The 15488-nt window shown below is 62.8% G+C and carries 18 protein-coding genes and 1 pseudogene; 6 read left to right on the top strand and 13 right to left on the bottom strand.

Annotated elements, in window-relative coordinates:
• Positions 1–216: 216 nt before the first annotated feature.
• Positions 217–962, bottom strand: a pseudogene (mtgA, locus tag ACF8EF_RS21410) (monofunctional biosynthetic peptidoglycan transglycosylase).
• 29 nt (positions 963–991) lie between these two features.
• Here mtgA and ACF8EF_RS21405 point away from each other — a divergent pair.
• The 4 genes from ACF8EF_RS21405 (at position 992) to trmB (ending at position 3265) form a co-directional block, all read left to right on the top strand.
• Entirely contained in the window at positions 992–1363 is a 372-nt protein-coding gene (locus tag ACF8EF_RS21405) for a DUF423 domain-containing protein (protein WP_176684771.1), read from the top strand.
• A gap of 102 nt (positions 1364–1465) precedes the next feature.
• Positions 1466–1666: a sulfur carrier protein ThiS gene (gene thiS / locus ACF8EF_RS21400; protein WP_003249090.1), complete on the top strand. Its 201-nt coding sequence runs from the start codon at positions 1466–1468 to the stop codon at positions 1664–1666.
• A 54-nt stretch (positions 1667–1720) separates the two neighbouring features.
• On the top strand, positions 1721–2533 hold the full coding sequence (locus ACF8EF_RS21395) for a thiazole synthase (protein ID WP_003249091.1): 813 nt from the start codon (positions 1721–1723) through the stop codon (positions 2531–2533).
• Positions 2534–2542: 9 nt separating this feature from the next.
• A complete protein-coding gene (gene trmB / locus ACF8EF_RS21390) occupies positions 2543–3265 on the top strand; it encodes a tRNA (guanosine(46)-N7)-methyltransferase TrmB (protein WP_004575478.1) in 723 nt (240 codons plus the stop codon).
• 589 nt (positions 3266–3854) lie between these two features.
• Here the strand turns inward: trmB and ACF8EF_RS21385 are convergent.
• From ACF8EF_RS21385 to ACF8EF_RS21345, 9 genes are all read right to left on the bottom strand, one after another.
• A complete protein-coding gene (locus tag ACF8EF_RS21385) occupies positions 3855–4181 on the bottom strand; it encodes a DUF3392 domain-containing protein (protein ID WP_003249095.1) in 327 nt (108 codons plus the stop codon).
• A gap of 9 nt (positions 4182–4190) precedes the next feature.
• A complete protein-coding gene (gene hemW, locus ACF8EF_RS21380) occupies positions 4191–5366 on the bottom strand; it encodes a radical SAM family heme chaperone HemW (RefSeq protein ID WP_176684772.1) in 1176 nt (391 codons plus the stop codon).
• On the bottom strand, positions 5363–5959 hold the full coding sequence (gene rdgB, locus ACF8EF_RS21375) for an RdgB/HAM1 family non-canonical purine NTP pyrophosphatase (protein WP_176684773.1): 597 nt from the start codon (positions 5957–5959) through the stop codon (positions 5363–5365). The genes hemW and rdgB overlap by 4 nt, the downstream gene beginning before the upstream one ends.
• Positions 5956–6390 carry a DUF4426 domain-containing protein gene (locus ACF8EF_RS21370; protein WP_021783663.1) on the bottom strand — a complete coding sequence of 145 codons (435 nt, stop codon included), beginning with the start codon at positions 6388–6390 and terminating at the stop codon, positions 5956–5958. Before ACF8EF_RS21370 ends, rdgB begins: the two co-directional genes overlap by 4 nt.
• 22 nt (positions 6391–6412) lie before the next feature.
• Positions 6413–7033 (bottom strand): methionine biosynthesis protein MetW, encoded by a 621-nt coding sequence (metW, locus tag ACF8EF_RS21365; RefSeq protein WP_392460892.1) that lies wholly within the window; start codon positions 7031–7033, stop codon positions 6413–6415.
• A 7-nt stretch (positions 7034–7040) separates the two neighbouring features.
• Positions 7041–8180, bottom strand: coding sequence for a homoserine O-acetyltransferase (locus ACF8EF_RS21360; RefSeq protein ID WP_339533676.1), 1140 nt, complete (start codon positions 8178–8180; stop codon positions 7041–7043).
• A gap of 99 nt (positions 8181–8279) precedes the next feature.
• Positions 8280–8870 (bottom strand): YggT family protein, encoded by a 591-nt coding sequence (locus ACF8EF_RS21355; RefSeq protein ID WP_012053960.1) that lies wholly within the window; start codon positions 8868–8870, stop codon positions 8280–8282.
• A 10-nt stretch (positions 8871–8880) separates the two neighbouring features.
• Positions 8881–9699, bottom strand: a complete 819-nt coding sequence (gene proC, locus ACF8EF_RS21350) for a pyrroline-5-carboxylate reductase (RefSeq protein WP_004575483.1) — start codon at positions 9697–9699, stop codon at positions 8881–8883.
• Between the two features lie 38 nt (positions 9700–9737).
• Positions 9738–10424, bottom strand: coding sequence for a YggS family pyridoxal phosphate-dependent enzyme (locus ACF8EF_RS21345; RefSeq protein WP_176684776.1), 687 nt, complete (start codon positions 10422–10424; stop codon positions 9738–9740).
• Between the two features lie 65 nt (positions 10425–10489).
• Here ACF8EF_RS21345 and ACF8EF_RS21340 point away from each other — a divergent pair, with 65 nt between their 5' ends.
• A complete protein-coding gene (locus tag ACF8EF_RS21340) occupies positions 10490–11485 on the top strand; it encodes a type IV pilus twitching motility protein PilT (RefSeq protein ID WP_176684777.1) in 996 nt (331 codons plus the stop codon).
• A gap of 130 nt (positions 11486–11615) precedes the next feature.
• On the opposite strand, the gene ACF8EF_RS21335 is transcribed toward ACF8EF_RS21340, so the two are convergent.
• Positions 11616–12242 carry a C40 family peptidase gene (locus ACF8EF_RS21335; RefSeq protein ID WP_176684778.1) on the bottom strand — a complete coding sequence of 209 codons (627 nt, stop codon included), beginning with the start codon at positions 12240–12242 and terminating at the stop codon, positions 11616–11618.
• A gap of 165 nt (positions 12243–12407) precedes the next feature.
• Here ACF8EF_RS21335 and ACF8EF_RS21330 point away from each other — a divergent pair, with 165 nt between their 5' ends.
• Entirely contained in the window at positions 12408–12827 is a 420-nt protein-coding gene (locus ACF8EF_RS21330) for a TM2 domain-containing protein (RefSeq protein WP_010955634.1), read from the top strand.
• A 92-nt stretch (positions 12828–12919) separates the two neighbouring features.
• Here the strand turns inward: ACF8EF_RS21330 and ACF8EF_RS21325 are convergent, their stop codons facing one another.
• The gene (locus ACF8EF_RS21325) at positions 12920–13618 is read right to left on the bottom strand and encodes an SPOR domain-containing protein (RefSeq protein ID WP_053870424.1); all 699 of its coding nucleotides are present in this window, start codon (positions 13616–13618) and stop codon (positions 12920–12922) included.
• Between the two features lies 1 nt (position 13619).
• Complete coding sequence (gene argS / locus ACF8EF_RS21320; protein ID WP_176684779.1) at positions 13620–15356, bottom strand: arginine--tRNA ligase; 1737 nt, start codon at positions 15354–15356, stop codon at positions 13620–13622.
• Positions 15357–15488: the final 132 nt, after the last annotated feature.

Here is a 15488-nt window from a genome sequence, read left to right as displayed (position 1 = left end):
GGTGCGGGTTTGCCCGCGAGGAGGCCGGGGATGCGGTTGCCCGTAGGCGCGGGTTTGCCCGCGAGGAGGCCGGGGATGCGGTTGCCCGTAGGCGCGGGTTTGCCCGTGAGGAGGCCGGGGATGCGGTTGCCCGTAGGAGCGGGTTTGCCCGCGAGGAGGCCGGGGGTGCGGTTGCCCGTAGGAGCGGGTTTACCCGCGAAAGGGCCGGGCCTGCATTCAAAGCTTTCTGGATGAGCCCAGCTGCATCAAGTAGCTGGGCCCGCCCAACTGGCTCATCTGCCGGCGAATCCAGCTGGCCCGGCTGGCCACATACGCACTCGGCCGGCTGGCGCTCCACTTGATCGGGCTAGGCAGCACCGCAGCCAGCTGCGCTGCCTGCTGACGGCTGAGCCGGCTGGCGTCGACACCAAAGTGATAACGCGCCGCCGCCTGGGCACCAAACACGCCCTTGCCCCACTCAGCGCTGTTCAAATAGACCTCGAGAATCCTTTCCTTCGACCAGAACAGCTCGATCAGTGCAGTGAACCAGGCCTCCAGTCCCTTGCGAAACCAGCTGCGGCCTGACCACAGGAAGAGATTCTTGGCCACTTGTTGGGTCAGGGTGCTGGCGCCGCGAATATTACCGCCGCGCTCGTTGTGCGCCAGGGCCGCCTGAATGGCCGGGATGTCGAAACCCCAGTGGCTGGCGAACTTCTGGTCCTCGCCAGCAATGACCGCAACCTTGAGCTGATCGGAGATGTTCTCCCATGGCTCCCAGTCGCGCTGCAGGTCGATCGGTTCACCACTCACCCAAGACTGTACCTTGCGCTCGACCATCAGCGCCGTGCCGGGCGGTGGGATCCAGCGGAACACCAGCACCAGTACGATGCTGCCGGCAACGAACCAGAGCAGGGCACGGGAGAGGCGACGGATAAGCGTTGACAGCATGTCGATGGCTTGGCCCTAAGGGTGGAAGGGGCCATTATACAGACCCGATACAAGGAGTCGTCCCATGCTTCGCAGCTTCCTGATGCTTGCCGCCTTTTTTGGCTTTACCGGGGTCGCCCTGGGCGCCTTCGCCGCTCATGGCCTGAAAAACCGGCTGACGGCTGACTACCTGGCGATCTTCCATACTGGCGTGACTTACCAACTGGTCCATGCCTTGGCGATTTTCGGCGTTGCGGTGCTCTCGGCGCACCTGCCCGGGCGCCTGGTGGGGTGGGCCGGCGGCCTGTTTGCGTTGGGCATCCTGCTGTTCTCCGGCAGCCTGTACCTACTGACCCTCAGTGGCCTCGGCAAGCTTGGCATCATCACCCCGATTGGTGGCTTGTGCTTCCTCGGCGGCTGGTTGTGCCTGGGCCTGGCAGCCTGGCGGCTGGGCTGACCGAGTGGTCCACAATCACGACTAATGGCGCGCACCGCCCTTGGGTTGCAGGGCGGTTCGGCGCTAGAATGCTGGCCCCAAAGAACAATGGTGGCCGTGCGCATGCGCATTAAATTGAACGGTGAACCTTACGAACTGCCTGCCGGCGAAAGCGTTGCAGCCCTGCTGGCGCGCCTTGAGCTGACCGGGCGCCGTGTTGCAGTGGAACTGAACCTGGATATCGTGCCGCGCAGCCAGCACGACAGTACGCTGCTGAATGACGGTGACCAGGTCGAAGTGGTCCACGCCATCGGTGGCGGCTGACAGCAGCCCGGCGGTTCACAAGCAAGCCCTGCAACCTTTTCCCGAGGAACAACGATGAGCAACGTTCGTAGCGACAAGCCCTTCACCCTGGCCGGGCGTACTTTCCAGTCGCGCCTGCTGGTCGGTACCGGCAAGTACCGTGACATGGAAGAAACCCGCCTGGCCACCGAGGCCTCGGGTGCCGAAATCGTCACTGTCGCTGTGCGCCGCACCAACCTTGGCCAGAACGCGGGCGAGCCGAACCTGCTCGATGTGCTGTCGCCTGACAAGTACACCATCCTGCCGAACACTGCAGGCTGCTTTGATGCAGTGGAAGCGGTACGCACTTGCCGTCTGGCGCGCGAACTGCTCGATGGGCGCAAATCGCACGAGTCCCGCACGCTGGTGAAGCTGGAAGTGCTGGCTGACCAGAAAACCCTGTTCCCCAACGTGATCGAAACCCTCAAGGCTGCCGAAGTGCTGGTCAAGGAAGGTTTCGACGTCATGGTCTACACCAGCGATGATCCGATCATCGCCCGTCAGCTGGCCGAAGTCGGCTGCATCGCAGTCATGCCGCTGGCTGGCCTGATTGGCACCGGCCTGGGTATTTGCAACCCTTACAACCTGCAGATCATCCTGGAAGAATCCAAGGTGCCGGTGCTGGTCGATGCCGGTGTGGGTACCGCATCCGACGCCACCATCGCCATGGAAATGGGCTGTGAGGCGGTGCTGATGAACTCGGCCATCGCCCATGCCCAGCAGCCAGTGCTGATGGCCGAGGCCATGAAGCACGCCATTGTCGCGGGTCGCATGGCCTATCTGGCCGGTCGTATGCCGAAGAAACTCTATGCCAGCGCCTCTTCGCCGCTGGATGGTCTGATCAAGTAAGAGCAACTGATGACTGAATCGCACGATACGCCGATCACCCCCGACGGCGAAGCCCGCCCACACCGCCGCATCAAGAGCTTCGTGATGCGTGCCGGGCGCATGACCGAAGGCCAGCAACGCGGCCTTGACCAAGGCGGCCCGCTGTACATCCTGCCACTGGCTGACAGCCCGGTTGACTACGACCAGGTGTTCGGCCGCTCGGCCCCGCGCACCTTGGAGATCGGCTTCGGCATGGGCCATTCCCTGCTGGAAATGGCCGCTGCCGCACCGGAGCAGGACTTCATCGGTGTGGAAGTGCACCGCCCGGGTGTTGGCGCGCTGCTCAATGGCGTGCTGACTCAGGGGCTGAAAAACCTGCGGGTGTATGACTGTGATGCCATCGAGGTGCTGAACCGCTGCGTGGCGGATAATAGCCTCGATCGATTGATGCTGTTCTTCCCAGACCCTTGGCACAAGGCGCGTCACCACAAGCGCCGCATTGTCCAGCTGGAGTTCGCCGAGCTGGTACGTCGCAAGCTCAAGCCCGGTGGCGTGTTCCACATGGCCACCGATTGGGAGCCGTATGCCGAGTACATGCTGGAGGTAATGAGCGCTGCCCCGGGCTATCGCAACCGTGCGGCAGACGGCACCTATGTGCCGCGCCCCGAAGAGCGCCCGATCACCAAGTTCGAACGCCGCGGTGAGCGGTTGGGGCATGGGGTGTGGGACTTGAAGTTCGAGAAGGTGGATTGAGCGGCTGATACGGCTTTTCGATGTGCTGATGCCTGCAGGAATGCAGGCGAAAATAACCGCCTTGAGAAGGGCGGTTTTTTTTCGGTAATACACAACATCTCAGGGCATGCCCGCGAAGAAACCAACGCGGTGGATGGCACCGGCTTTGCCGGTGTTCGCGGGCGGCTGCGACGGTGAGCGGCGGGTGGAGATTGGCCAGCAGGGCCGGCCCATTCGCGGGTGAACCCGCTCCTACAGCGGTCTGTGTCCAACCCCGAGATGTGTCCACCACCAGTCTGTGTAGGAGCGGGTTTACCCGCGAATACGGTGGCGGCGGCAACGGTGAACGGCGGGGAAATTGGCCAGCAGGGCCGGCCCTTTCGCGGGTAAACCCGCTCCTACAGTGGGCTGTGTCCAACCACCGATGTGTGTCCACCACCCATCTGTGTAGGAGCGGGTTTACCCGCGAATACGGTGGCGGCAGCAACAGTGAATGGCGGGTGGAAATTGGCCAGCAGGGCCGGCCTCTTCGCGGGTAAACCCGCTCCTACAGGCGGCCGCGCAGGTCTTTCAAATGTTGAGCAAGACAGTTGACCCAGGGGCCATTGGCTCAGCCGCGGCGATCCGCCACCACGCCAATCAACACCAGCACCACCAGCAACACCGGCGCCAGCGCATAGTTGTTGAACTGGCTCAGCCCCTTCACCACCCACGGCGTGGCATAGATCAGCGCAGCACCGCTGCCGATCATCACCATCAGCGCCATGAACGGCACGCGCAGGGCGCCGGCGAGGCCGCCCAGGCGCTGCTCGGCCCAGGCTTTGACATCGGTGCCGAACAGCACCAGCAAGCAGCCTACCAAGGCCAGTGAAATCTCCGACAGGTTGCTGCGGCTCCAGCGGGAAACCGTCGCGAGCAGATCAAGTACCAGATCCATGGGTCATCCTCAGGTCAAGAAATACTGCAGCAGGTCATTGAGGAACAGTTGGCCCCTTGCGGTGGCCACCAGTCGATCCGGTTCGACCTGCAAAAGGCCCTTTTGTTCGGCGGCGCGGCGTGCCTCATGCAGCTGTGCCAGTGGCAAGCCGGTGCGTTGGGTGAACAAGTCGGCTTCCACGCCATCGGTCAGGCGCAGGGCGTTCATCAGGAACTCGAACGGCAGTTCCTCGACTGGCAGCAGCTTCTCGCCGGCCTTGAACGGTTTGGCCAGGTTCAGGTAGTCCTTGGGCAGGCGAGTCTTCCAGGTACGCAGGATGCGCCCGTCGGCGAAAGTGAGCTTGCCGTGGGCGCCGGCGCCAATGCCGATGAAGTCGCCGAAGCGCCAGTAGTTGAGGTTGTGCCGGGCGGCGCGGCCTGCCTGGGCGTAGGCCGATACCTCGTACTGGCGGTAGCCGTGCGCGGCCATCAGCGTTTGGCCGGCTTCCTGAATATCCCAGAGGATATCGTCTTCCGGCAGCTCTGGCGGCTGGTTCCAGAACACCGTGTTCGGTTCCACGGTCAGCTGATACCACGACAGGTGTGTCGGCCCCAGGTCGATGGCCTGGCGCAGGTCAGCCAGCGCGTCGTCCAGCGACTGGTCGGGCAGGCCGTGCATCAGGTCCATGTTGAAATTGTCGAAACCGGCCGCGCGCGCCATGCCAGCGGCCCGAACCGCTTCGTCGCCATTGTGGATGCGCCCAAGAGCTTCCAGCTTGGTTGGCTGGAAGCTCTGCACACCGATCGACAGGCGGTTGATGCCCGTCTGCCGGTAGGCCTTGAACTTGTCCTGCTCAAAGGTGCCCGGGTTGGCTTCCAGGGTAATCTCGATGTCTGGCGCGAACGCAATACGCTGCTCTACGCCCCGCAGCAGCCGGCCGAGGGCGTTGGCACTGAACAGGCTTGGCGTACCGCCACCGAAGAAGATCGAGCTGATCGGGCGGCCTTGTACGGCAGCCAGTTCCTGGTCGAGGTCGTCGAGCAGGGCTGTGACATAGGCATCTTCCGGTAGCTCAGGCCCGGCAGCGTGGGAGTTGAAGTCGCAATAAGGGCATTTGCGTACGCACCACGGAATGTGGATGTACAGCGCCAGCGGCGGCAGGCTGCTAAAGCCTGCCGCACCGGGGGGCGACAGCATTTCGATCATGCCAGGCCCAGACGTTGGCGCAGCAGGGCCATGGCACGGGCGCGGTGGCTGAGCTGGTTCTTGTCTGCGGGGGGCAGATCGGCGCTGGAGCAGTTGCGCTCCGGTACCCAGAACAGCGGGTCGTAGCCAAAGCCCTGCTCACCGCTGGCCTCGAACAGGATGCGCCCTTGCCACAGGCCTTCGCACAGGATCGGCAACGGGTCGTCGGCGTGACGTACCAGTGCCAGAACGCAGACGAACTGTGCACCGCGCTCAGCTTCAGGCACGTCTTTCAAGGCTTCGAGCAGCTTGGCGTTGTTTGCCGCGTCACCCTGGCCATCGGCATAGCGTGCCGAGTAGATGCCCGGCGCGCCGCCGAGGAAATCCACCGCCAGACCGGAGTCATCGGCCAGGGCCGGCAGGCCGGAAATGCGGGCGGCGTTGCGCGCCTTGAGGATGGCGTTCTCGACGAACGACAGGCCGGTTTCTTCCGGCTCGACCTGGCTGAACTCACCAATCGAGCGCAGTTGCACGGATTGGCCGAGCATGGCCTGGAGTTCCTTGAGTTTGCCGGCGTTGTGGCTGGCCAATACGAGTTGCTGGAAATTCATCATTCGCCTGGGAACACTTCCTGGTTGAAGCGGAGAGAGTTGCTGATGCCGCCGGTTTCGATGTTCAGGTCGAAGGTGACGGTTTCTGGCTGGTCGATCTTGAACTGGGCGATGTAGTACACCGCGCCCTGTTCGGTAATCTGCTTGAACGACAGCGGGCTGCTGCGCCCGGTCAGGTCCTTGATCGTGCCGCTGACCACCGCTGTGGCCGGTTTGCTGGCCTTGAGTACGGTAATGTTGAGCACGCCCTGGTTCTTGCTGCGAACCAGGCCGGTGGCCGCGGCCACCTCGGGCGTGAGCATGCTCGACGTGAACGCGCTGTAGTGCACCGTCACGTCGCCAAATACCTCCTTGCGCTCGGGGCGTGCGGCATCGGCAGCCAGTACTGGCAGGGCCAGGCACAGGCTGATCAGGAACAGGGCTAGGCGGCGCATGGGGCGATTCCTCCGGTGGGCGTCAGACCGCGAGCGGCTGCTCTTGCAGGCCCGAACTGCTGACGCGGTAGATGCCGATCTCACCTAGAAGATTAGGCCATAGCCGGCCGCCCCACCCATTGCGGTGCAAGTGGTCGACCGCCAGGCGGTCGAGTACCTTGGCCCGGCGTTCGTGCACAAGTTCTTCGAAGTCGGCGAAGGTGCAGAAATGGATGTTCGGCGTGTTGTACCAGGTATAAGGCATGAAGTCCGATACCGGCATGCGGCCTTTGGTCGCCAGGTACCAGCGGCAACGCCAGTGACCGAAGTTGGGGAAGGTGATGATGCACTGACGGCCCACCCGCAGCATTTCGTCGAGGATGCGGTCAGGGTATTCCACGGCCTGCAGGGCTTGGGTCATGATCACCACGTCGAAGCTGTCGCTGGCAAAGTTGCCCAGGCCTTTGTCCAGGTCTTGTTCGATGACGTTGACGCCTTTGGCCACGCAGGCGGCGATGTTGTCGGCGTCGATTTCCAGGCCATAGCCGGTGACCTGCTTGCGGTCACGCAGCGAGGCCAGCAGTTCGCCGCTACCGCAGCCCAGGTCGAGTACCCGGCTGCCGGCGGGAATCCAGTCGTGGATGATTTCCAGATCGGCTCTCATGCTGTCCTCAGATGGCAATGCGGTTCATGTAGTTCGAGAAACCCTGCATGTAGCGAGGTGTGGGGATCAGGAAGGCATCGTGCCCGTAGGGCGAATCGATCTCCAGGTAACAGACGTTCTTGCGCGCGGCCATCAGCGCGTTGACGATCTCACGTGAACGGGCCGGAGAGAAGCGCCAGTCGGTGGTGAACGACATGATGCAGTAGTCCGCCGTGACGTGGGCCAGGGTGGCTGCCAGGTCACCACCGTTCGTGGCGGCCGGGTCGAAATAGTCCAGTGCCTTGGTCATCAGCAGGTAGGTATTGGCATCGAAACGGCCGGAAAACTCCTCGCCCTGATAGCGCAGGTAGCTTTCGACCTGAAACTCGACGCTGTGGAAGTCGTAGTTGAGCTTGTCGCTTTTCAGCTCACGGCCGAATTTTTCACCCATCGAGTCGTCGGACAGATAGGTAATGTGCCCGACCATGCGTGCCAGCATCAGGCCCCGTTTGGGGATCACGCCCTGGTCCTGGAACGAACCGCCATGGAACTCCGGGTCGGTGAGAATGGCCTGGCGCGCCACCTCGTTGAAGGCGATGTTCTGCGCCGACAGCTTGGGCGCCGAGGCAATGTCGACGCAATGGCGCACACGCTCGGGGTAGCTGATGGTCCATTGCAGCGCCTGCATGCCGCCAAGGCTGCCGCCGACGACAGCGGCCCATTGCTGGATGCCCAGGCGCTCGCCCAGGCGCACCTGGCTGTGTACCCAGTCCTCTACGGTCAGTACGGGGAAATCGGCGCCATACGGTTTGCCGGTGGCAGGGTTGATGCTGCTGGGGCCGGTGCTGCCGTTGCAGCCGCCGAGGTTGTTCAGGCTGACCACGAAGAAGCGGTTGGTATCGATCGGCTTGCCGGGGCCGATGCAGCTGTCCCACCAGCCCGGCTTGCGGTCGGTGGCGGCATGGTAGCCCGCGGCATGGTGGTGGCCGGACAGGGCATGGCAGATCAGCACGGCATTGCTCGCGCTGGCGTTCAGGGTGCCATAGGTCTCGTAGACCAGTTCGTAACTGGCCAGTGAGCGGCCACAGGCCAGTGCCAGCGGTTCATCGAACCGGGCGGTTTGCGGTACTACCAGACCGACGGAATCTTCGGGAAAGACAGTTGACATCGACCCTGCTCACGCTTGACGGAGGCGTAAGTCTAAAGAGCGCTACCCCCAGCGGCAAGCAAAGGCTTGCGACTGGGGGCAAGCTGGCTCTGGCGAGCCTCAGATCATTCGCCACAGCTCTTGAGGCATGCCGGCGTAGGCAGCCAGTGGGGGCATGACAAACGACTGGATTACCTGGATCGCCAGGAAGGCGAAGATCGGCGAGATGTCCATGCCGCCCAGATTTGGTACCAGGCGGCGGAATGGCGCCAGCACTGGCTCGCTGATCTGGTAGGCCAGTTCGGCCGCCGGGTTGTGGCTGTTGGGTGCAACCCAGGACACGATCACCATGACGATCATTGCCACCCAGAAAATCTTCAGGAACAGCGAGGTGATGCCGATGATCGCCCACATCAGCAGGTGCAGGACGTCACCGAAGGTACCGTAGGTGACCATCAGCACGAAGCCCATCAGCAGGGCCTGGATAACCACCGCCAGCAGCAGCGACGAGGTGTCCAGCCCGCCAACGCTGGGGATGATCCGGCGGATCGGCTTGAGCAGTGGTTGGGTGGCACGAACTGCGAACTGGCACAGCGGGTTGTAGAAGTTGGCCTTGACCAACTGCAGTACGAAGCGCAGCAGGACGATTACCAGGTAAAGGCTTACCAGGGTTTGCACCACGAAAATCGCGGCGCCTGACAGTGCATTCATCTAAAGCTCCTTATTTGCCCAGTTGTTCGGCCAGCTCGGCGGAGCGCGTGGCTGCAGCCTGCAGCGCCTGCTCGACGATGGCTTCGAAGCCGCTGGCCTGGAACGACTTGATCGCCGCTTCCGTGGTGCCGGCGGGCGAGGTGACGCGGCGGCGCAGTTCGGCGGCATCGACATCGCTTGCAACCGCCATGCGCGCGGCGCCCAGGGCCGTCTGCAAGGTCAGTTGGGAGGCGGTTTCGCGTGGCAGGCCGAGTTTTTCGCCGGCCGCAGTCATGGCCTCGATCAGCAGGAAGAAGTACGCCGGGCCACTGCCGGACACAGCAGTCACGGCGTCCAGTTGCTGTTCCTGCTCCAGCCACAGGGCGGTGCCCACGGCCGACAGCAGTTGTTCGGCCTGCTGACGCTGTTCGCCGGACACTTCAGCGGTGGCGTACAGGCCGCTCACGCCTTGGCGCAGCAATGCCGGGGTGTTGGGCATGCAGCGCACTACCGGGCGAGCGCCCACCCAGCTTTGCAGGCTGGCGCACGTGATACCGGCGGCGATGGAAACGATCAGCTGGCCATCCTGCAGGTTGGGTTGCAACGCCTGACAGACGGTTTTCATGACTTGTGGCTTGACCGCCAGCACGATGACGTCGGCGCCATCGATGGCCTGGGCGTTGTCCTCGAACGCTTCAATGCCGTGCTCGGCCTGGATGCGACTGCGGGTCTCGGCGCCCGGGTCGCTGGCGCGGATCTGCGAGGCGTCCAGGCCCTGGGCACGCAGACCACCGATCAGGCTGGCGGCCATGTTGCCGGCGCCGATAAAGGCAATACGTGTCTTGCTCATGTCAGGTCCTTGTGGGAAAGAGTGAGTGAAACATGGAATCAAGTGTTGCCGTAGTCGCGGGCACCGAACAGGGCCGTGCCAATCCGTACCCACGTCGCACCCTGGGCGATGGCCGCTTCCAGGTCGTGGCTCATGCCCATGGACAGGGTGTCCAGGCCAAGCCCCAGGCCTTCCTGCAACTTGCGCAGGCTGGCGAACGCGGCCTCTTGGGTGGCGCGGTCTTCGGTGGGTTCGGGAATTGCCATCAGCCCGCGCAGGCGCAGGTTGGGCAGTGCGGCTACGGCTGCGGCCAGCGCGGGCAGGTCGGCCGGGGCGCAGCCGGATTTACTGTCTTCGCCGCTGACGTTTACCTGCAGGCAGATGTTCAGCGGTGCCAGGCCGGCAGGGCGCTGTTCCGACAGGCGTTGGGCAATTTTCATGCGGTCCACGGAATGTACCCAGTCGAAGTGCTCGGCAATGGCTTTGGTCTTGTTCGACTGAATGGGGCCGATGAAGTGCCAGATCAAGGGCAAGTCGCTGAGCGCCTGCTGCTTTGTCAGTGCTTCCTGTAGGTAATTTTCCCCGAAGTCGCGCACACCGGCGGCATGGATCTCACGGATAGCGCTGGCGGGCTTGGTCTTGCTCACGGCCAGCAACTGGACGCTGGCCGGATTACGCCCGACTGCCTGGGCAGCACTGGCGATACGGGCGGAAATCGCGGAAAGGTTGTCTGCTAGGGTGGACATGGATCAATGCCGGCAGCTGTAGGGTCTGCGGCATTCTACCTGCTTGAAGGCCTTTGGGGAGTCTCATGGATGTGACCGACCTGTTGGCCCGAGCTGTGGATGCGGGGGCTTCGGACCTGCACCTGGCGACGGGCCAGATTCCGATGCTGCGTCTGGATGGCGAGTTGCAGCGTATGGGCTTGCCACCCTTGAGCGCGGGTGCCTTGATCGAGGGCATGGCGAGCTTGCTGGATGACCACCAGCACCAGCAGTGGGCCCAAGGCGATGAACTGGACCTTGCGCTGGAGTTGCCGACGCTTGGGCGCTTTCGGCTGAACCTGTTTCGCCAGTTGAATGGCCCGGCGGCGACCTTTCGGCTGATTCCGGGGCGAATTGCCACGGTGAGCGAGCTGGACCTTGCGGATGTGTTTCAAGCTGTTGCGCAATGCAGTGATGGCTTGATCCTCGTGGGCGGGCCGACCGGCAGTGGCAAGTCCAGCACCCTGGCAACGCTGCTCGACCAACTGAACCGCGAGCGGGCACTGCACATCATTACTTTGGAAGACCCTGTCGAGGTCATCCATGGCAGCCAGCGCAGCCTGGTCAACCAGCGTGAGATGGGGCGCCATAGCCGCGGCTTTGCTCAGGGGCTACGCAGTGCGCTGCGCCAGGATCCGGATGTGATCATGATCGGCGAGTTGCGCGACCTGGAAACCATTCGCCTGGCCCTGCGCGCGGCCGAAACCGGGCACCTGGTGCTGGCAACCGTGCATGCGCGTTCGGCGACCAGCAGCCTCGACAGGTTGGTGGAGGTTTTTGCTGCCGAGGAAAAACCGTTGGTGCGGGCGATGCTGGCCGAGTCGCTGCGCCTGGTGGTCGCGCAGGTGCTGGTCAGGCGCGTGGGCGGTGGGCGGGTGGCTGTGCGGGAAGTGCTGGTGGCGACGCCGGCGGTGCGTAACCTGGTTCGGGAGGGGCGGTTGGCGCAGTTGTCTTCGGTGATGCAGGGCGGCGCGGCAGAGGGGATGCGGACGATGGAGGGGGCGTTGCGGAGGCTGAGGGAGCGAGGGTTGATCAAAAGCTAGTAGTACCTGCAAAGGCCCTTTCGCGGGCGCGCCCGCTCCCACAGGTATGGCGCTGCCCGCGAGAGCGACGCGGTACCTGTGGGAGCGGGCGTGCCCGCGAAGGGGCCGGTACCGGATAGCGCCGATCAGATTAACGCTTGGCCAGGTTCAGCTGTTGATGCTCTTTCGGCAGCACCCGCTTGGCCACCACGTAGTGCTTCTGCCAGTAAGGCTTGCTCAAGGTATCGATACTCACGCGCTTGCCACGGCGTGGAGCGTGGATGAAACGGTCGTTACCCAGGTAGATGGCGACGTGATTGACCCGACGGCTCTTGATGTTGAAGAAAATCAGGTCGCCAGGCTTCAGATCTTTCTTGGCCACTTTCACCCCGTGGCCCTTGGCCATCGCATTGGAGGTGCGCGGCAGATCGACGTCGGCGATGTCGTTGAAGGCGTATTTGACCAGCCCGCTGCAGTCAAAGCCTTTTTTCGGGCTGCTGCCGCCCCAAACATAAGGGGTGCCGAGCACATTTACCGCACGGCTGAGCACATCGCTGCTTTGCTTCGGCGACATGGCGGTGACCTGCGCACCGTGGCTGCTGGCGGCATTGCTTGGGCGGGCGTGTAGCGCGGTCTGTTTGACGGGGGCGCGTTTCACCGAGGCGTTGGTCGTGTAGCCGGTGAAACCATTGGGAAGACGTTGCTCACGATTGGTGGCGTGGGCGGCCAAGGGCAATAATAGGCAGAGGGTCAGCCATGTCTTGATCAAAGGCGGCATAGATGAAGCTCTTATGAATAGTTGTGTGTTGGCGCGCAACTTTATAACAGCTTTTTGATCAGTTATTGATCCGTTGGTCGATTGTCCAGGTGCCGTATGTCGGCTTGCGACGAAAAAGTCACATTTTTTCTTAGAAAATTTTTGGATAACCCACAGGGGCTATGAATGAACAGTTATCAACAGGGGGTGCCCTTTCACGACACCCACAGCAAAACCATCGGCTACCTGCTGTGGATTTTCGGCTTCACCGGTTCCCATCGTTTCTATTACGGCAAGCCGATTACCGGGACCATCTGGTTCTTCACCTTGGGCTTGCTGGGCATTGGTTGGTTGATCGACCTGTTCCTGATTCCGTCCATGGACCGTGAAGCCGACCTGAGGTTTCAATCGGGGCGTATCGACTACAACATCGCCTGGATTCTGCTGACCTTCCTGGGGGTGTTTGGCCTGCACCGGCTGTATCAGGGTAAGTGGATCACCGCGATCATCTACTTCTTTACCGGCGGGTTGTTTCTGGTGGGGGTGCTGTATGACTTCTGGACGTTGAACAGCCAGGTGTCCGAAAGGAATGCGGGACGGGGCTGACGGTGCCGGGGGCTGTTTTACAGCCCATTCAAGGGCTAGCCCGCCCCTATGAAAAAAGGCCTTGTCGCATCGCTGCGGCAAGGCCTTCTTCGTTACTGGCGGGTCTGCCGCTGTTGCAGCAACAGGTTGCTGAAACCGGCCCCAGCCAGCTGCTTCTGAGCCCCGGTCAGCTGCTCGCGGTTGCTGAACGGCCCGACCAGCACGCGGTACCAGGTTTCTTCCTTGACCGTGCCTGACTCCACCTTCACAGACTGGCCCAGCAGGATGATCTGTGCCCGTACCTTGTCGGCATCGGCCTGCTTGCGGAACGAGCCGGCCTGAAGGAAGTACTGCGTGGTTGCCGCCGGCTTGATCACGGGGGGTGGCGGTGGCGGGGTCTGGCCGAGCAGCGCTGCCTGTGCCCTCGCCGTGTCGATTTTCGCCGCTTCTGCAGGCGTCACCGGGGCTACCGGCTGGGCCGGCACTGGTGGCGTTTTCTCCGGTACGGCTTCCGGCGGCACGATCACCTCAGACTCCGGCAGCAGGGTGTAGAAGTCGTACTTCGGCTTCACCGGCTGTTGCGGGGTTGCTTGCGCTGGCTTGCCGGCTTCGGCCGTTTTCGCCGGCTTCTGCTGCTCGGGTTTGGTGCGTTTGATGTCGTCGCCACCGGGTTCGAGTTTCATCAGGAATACGATGAACGCGCCTACGGTCAGGCCGACCGCCAGCCATACCCAGCCGGGGATCGGCTGTTTGGCCGGTGCCGTCTGGCGGCTGGCGCCGCGTTTCGGAGCAGGTTTTTTCTTGGCAGCCAACTTACATGCGCTCCAGGGTTTCCAGGCCGAGCAGTTCCAGACCTTGTTTGAGGGTGCGGCCGGTCAGGGCGGCCAGGCGCAGCCGGCTCTGCTGCTGCGAAGGGGTTTCGGCAGCGAGGATCGGGCAGTTCTCGTAGAAGCTGGAGAACAGGCCGGCCAGGTCGTACAGGTAGCTGCACAGCACATGCGGCGTGCCTTTTTCGGCGACGTTGTTGAGAATTTCGCCAAACTGCGCCAGGCGCGCGGCCAAATCTTGTTCGTGGGCAGCCTGCAGCACGATTTTGCCGTCGACTTCGTCAAAGCCTTTGCCCAGCTTGCGGAACACGCCGGCTACGCGGGTGTAAGCGTACAGCAGGTAAGGCGCGGTGTTGCCTTCGAAGTTGAGCATCAGCTCGAAGTTGAAGCTGTAGTCGCTGGTGCGGTGCTTGGACAGATCGGCGTATTTCACCGCGCCAATGCCCACCACCTCGCCGATGTGGCGCAGTTCGTCGTCGGCCAGGCTCGGGTTCTTTTCCTTGACCAGCGCGTAGGCGCGCTCCTTGGCCTCGGTGAGCAGGTCGATCAGCTTCACGGTGCCGCCGTCACGGGTCTTGAACGGGCGGCCGTCGGCGCCGTTCATGGTGCCGAAGCCCATGTGCTCCATTTGCATCGGGTGGCTGACGAAGCCTGCGCGGCGGGCCACTTCGAACACCTGGTTGAAGTGCAGGGCCTGGCGCTGGTCGACGAAGTACAGTGCGCGGTCAGCTTTCAACACGTTGCTGCGGTAACGCACGGCAGCCAGGTCGGTGGTCGCGTACAGGTAGCCGCCGTCGGCCTTCTGCACGATCACCGGCAGTGGGTCGCCTTCGCTGTTCTTGAACTCTTCGAGGAACACGCATTGGGCGCCCTGGTCTTCCACCAGCAGGCCCTTGGCCTTGAGGTCGGCCACCACGTTGGCCAAGTCGTCGTTGTAGGCGCTTTCGCCCATCACGTCGGCCATGGTCAGCTTGACGTTGAGCAACTCGTAGGTCTTCTGGCAGTGCGACAGCGAGATATCCTTGAAGCGAGTCCACAGGGCCAGGCACTCGGGGTCACCGGCTTGCAACTTGACCACCAGGCCGCGGGCGCGAGTGGCGAACTCTTCCGATTCATCGAAGCGTTTCTTCGCCGCGCGGTAGAAGTTTTCCAGGTCCGACAGCTCGTCGCTGGTGATCGGGTTTTCCTGCAGGTAGGCCATCAGCATGCCGAACTGGGTACCCCAGTCGCCGACGTGGTTCTGGCGGATGACGTTGTCGCCCAGGAACTCCAGCACGCGTGCAACGCTGTCACCGATGATGGTCGAGCGCAGGTGGCCGACGTGCATTTCCTTGGCCAGGTTGGGTGCCGACATGTCGATCACCACCTTTTGCGCCGGACCGGCTTTGCGCGCACCCAGGTGGGCGTCGGCCAGGGCGGCATCCAGGCGGTTGGCCAGGGCGTCGGTGTTCTGGAAGAAGTTGAGGAAGCCGGGGCCTGCGATCTCAACCTTGCTGATGTCGGCGCTGGCCGGCAGGGCGTTGATCAGTTTTTCGGCGAGGTCGCGCGGCTTCATGCCGGCCGGTTTGGCCAGCATCATGGCGATGTTGCTGGCGAAGTCGCCGTGGGTCTTGTCCCGGGCGTTTTCCACCTGGATCGCCGGCGACAGCCCTTCAGGCAGCACACCGTCGGTGACGAGTTGGGTGAGGGCTTGCTGGATCAGCTGGCGAATGGTGTCTTTCATGGGGATCTCTTTTCGACCGCAAGCGCGGTGAGCGCCTGGATGCGCAGGTGGAAAAACTGGGCATTATCCGTTGCCGGGAGCAGGTTGCCAACCTTTGGGCGGCAAGCTGGAGACCACAAGCTGCAAGAAAAA

The sequence above is a fragment of the Pseudomonas sp. zjy_15 genome (assembly GCF_043101865.1).
GTDB classification, from domain to species: Bacteria; Pseudomonadota; Gammaproteobacteria; order Pseudomonadales; family Pseudomonadaceae; genus Aquipseudomonas; species Aquipseudomonas putida_Y.
The sequence above is the reverse complement of the archived record's forward strand: the minus strand, read 5'-3'. Positions and strand labels throughout refer to the sequence as shown.

Coding starts and splice junctions, on each gene's coding strand:
- ACF8EF_RS21355 (WP_012053960.1), bottom strand. CDS start 8,870: ATGAATGCACTGTCAGGCGCCGCGATTTTCGTGGTGCAAACCCTGGTA.
- hemW (WP_176684772.1), bottom strand. CDS start 5,366: ATGATCGAAATGCTGTCGCCCCCCGGTGCGGCAGGCTTTAGCAGCCTG.
- ACF8EF_RS21405 (WP_176684771.1), top strand. CDS start 992: ATGCTTCGCAGCTTCCTGATGCTTGCCGCCTTTTTTGGCTTTACCGGG.
- ACF8EF_RS21345 (WP_176684776.1), bottom strand. CDS start 10,424: ATGTCCACCCTAGCAGACAACCTTTCCGCGATTTCCGCCCGTATCGCC.
- ACF8EF_RS21335 (WP_176684778.1), bottom strand. CDS start 12,242: ATGCCGCCTTTGATCAAGACATGGCTGACCCTCTGCCTATTATTGCCC.
- ACF8EF_RS21395 (WP_003249091.1), top strand. CDS start 1,721: ATGAGCAACGTTCGTAGCGACAAGCCCTTCACCCTGGCCGGGCGTACT.
- proC (WP_004575483.1), bottom strand. CDS start 9,699: ATGAGCAAGACACGTATTGCCTTTATCGGCGCCGGCAACATGGCCGCC.
- ACF8EF_RS21370 (WP_021783663.1), bottom strand. CDS start 6,390: ATGCGCCGCCTAGCCCTGTTCCTGATCAGCCTGTGCCTGGCCCTGCCA.
- trmB (WP_004575478.1), top strand. CDS start 2,543: ATGACTGAATCGCACGATACGCCGATCACCCCCGACGGCGAAGCCCGC.
- ACF8EF_RS21385 (WP_003249095.1), bottom strand. CDS start 4,181: ATGGATCTGGTACTTGATCTGCTCGCGACGGTTTCCCGCTGGAGCCGC.
- ACF8EF_RS21330 (WP_010955634.1), top strand. CDS start 12,408: ATGAACAGTTATCAACAGGGGGTGCCCTTTCACGACACCCACAGCAAA.
- thiS (WP_003249090.1), top strand. CDS start 1,466: ATGCGCATTAAATTGAACGGTGAACCTTACGAACTGCCTGCCGGCGAA.
- ACF8EF_RS21340 (WP_176684777.1), top strand. CDS start 10,490: ATGGATGTGACCGACCTGTTGGCCCGAGCTGTGGATGCGGGGGCTTCG.
- ACF8EF_RS21360 (WP_339533676.1), bottom strand. CDS start 8,180: ATGTCAACTGTCTTTCCCGAAGATTCCGTCGGTCTGGTAGTACCGCAA.
- argS (WP_176684779.1), bottom strand. CDS start 15,356: ATGAAAGACACCATTCGCCAGCTGATCCAGCAAGCCCTCACCCAACTC.
- metW (WP_392460892.1), bottom strand. CDS start 7,033: ATGAGAGCCGATCTGGAAATCATCCACGACTGGATTCCCGCCGGCAGC.
- rdgB (WP_176684773.1), bottom strand. CDS start 5,959: ATGATGAATTTCCAGCAACTCGTATTGGCCAGCCACAACGCCGGCAAA.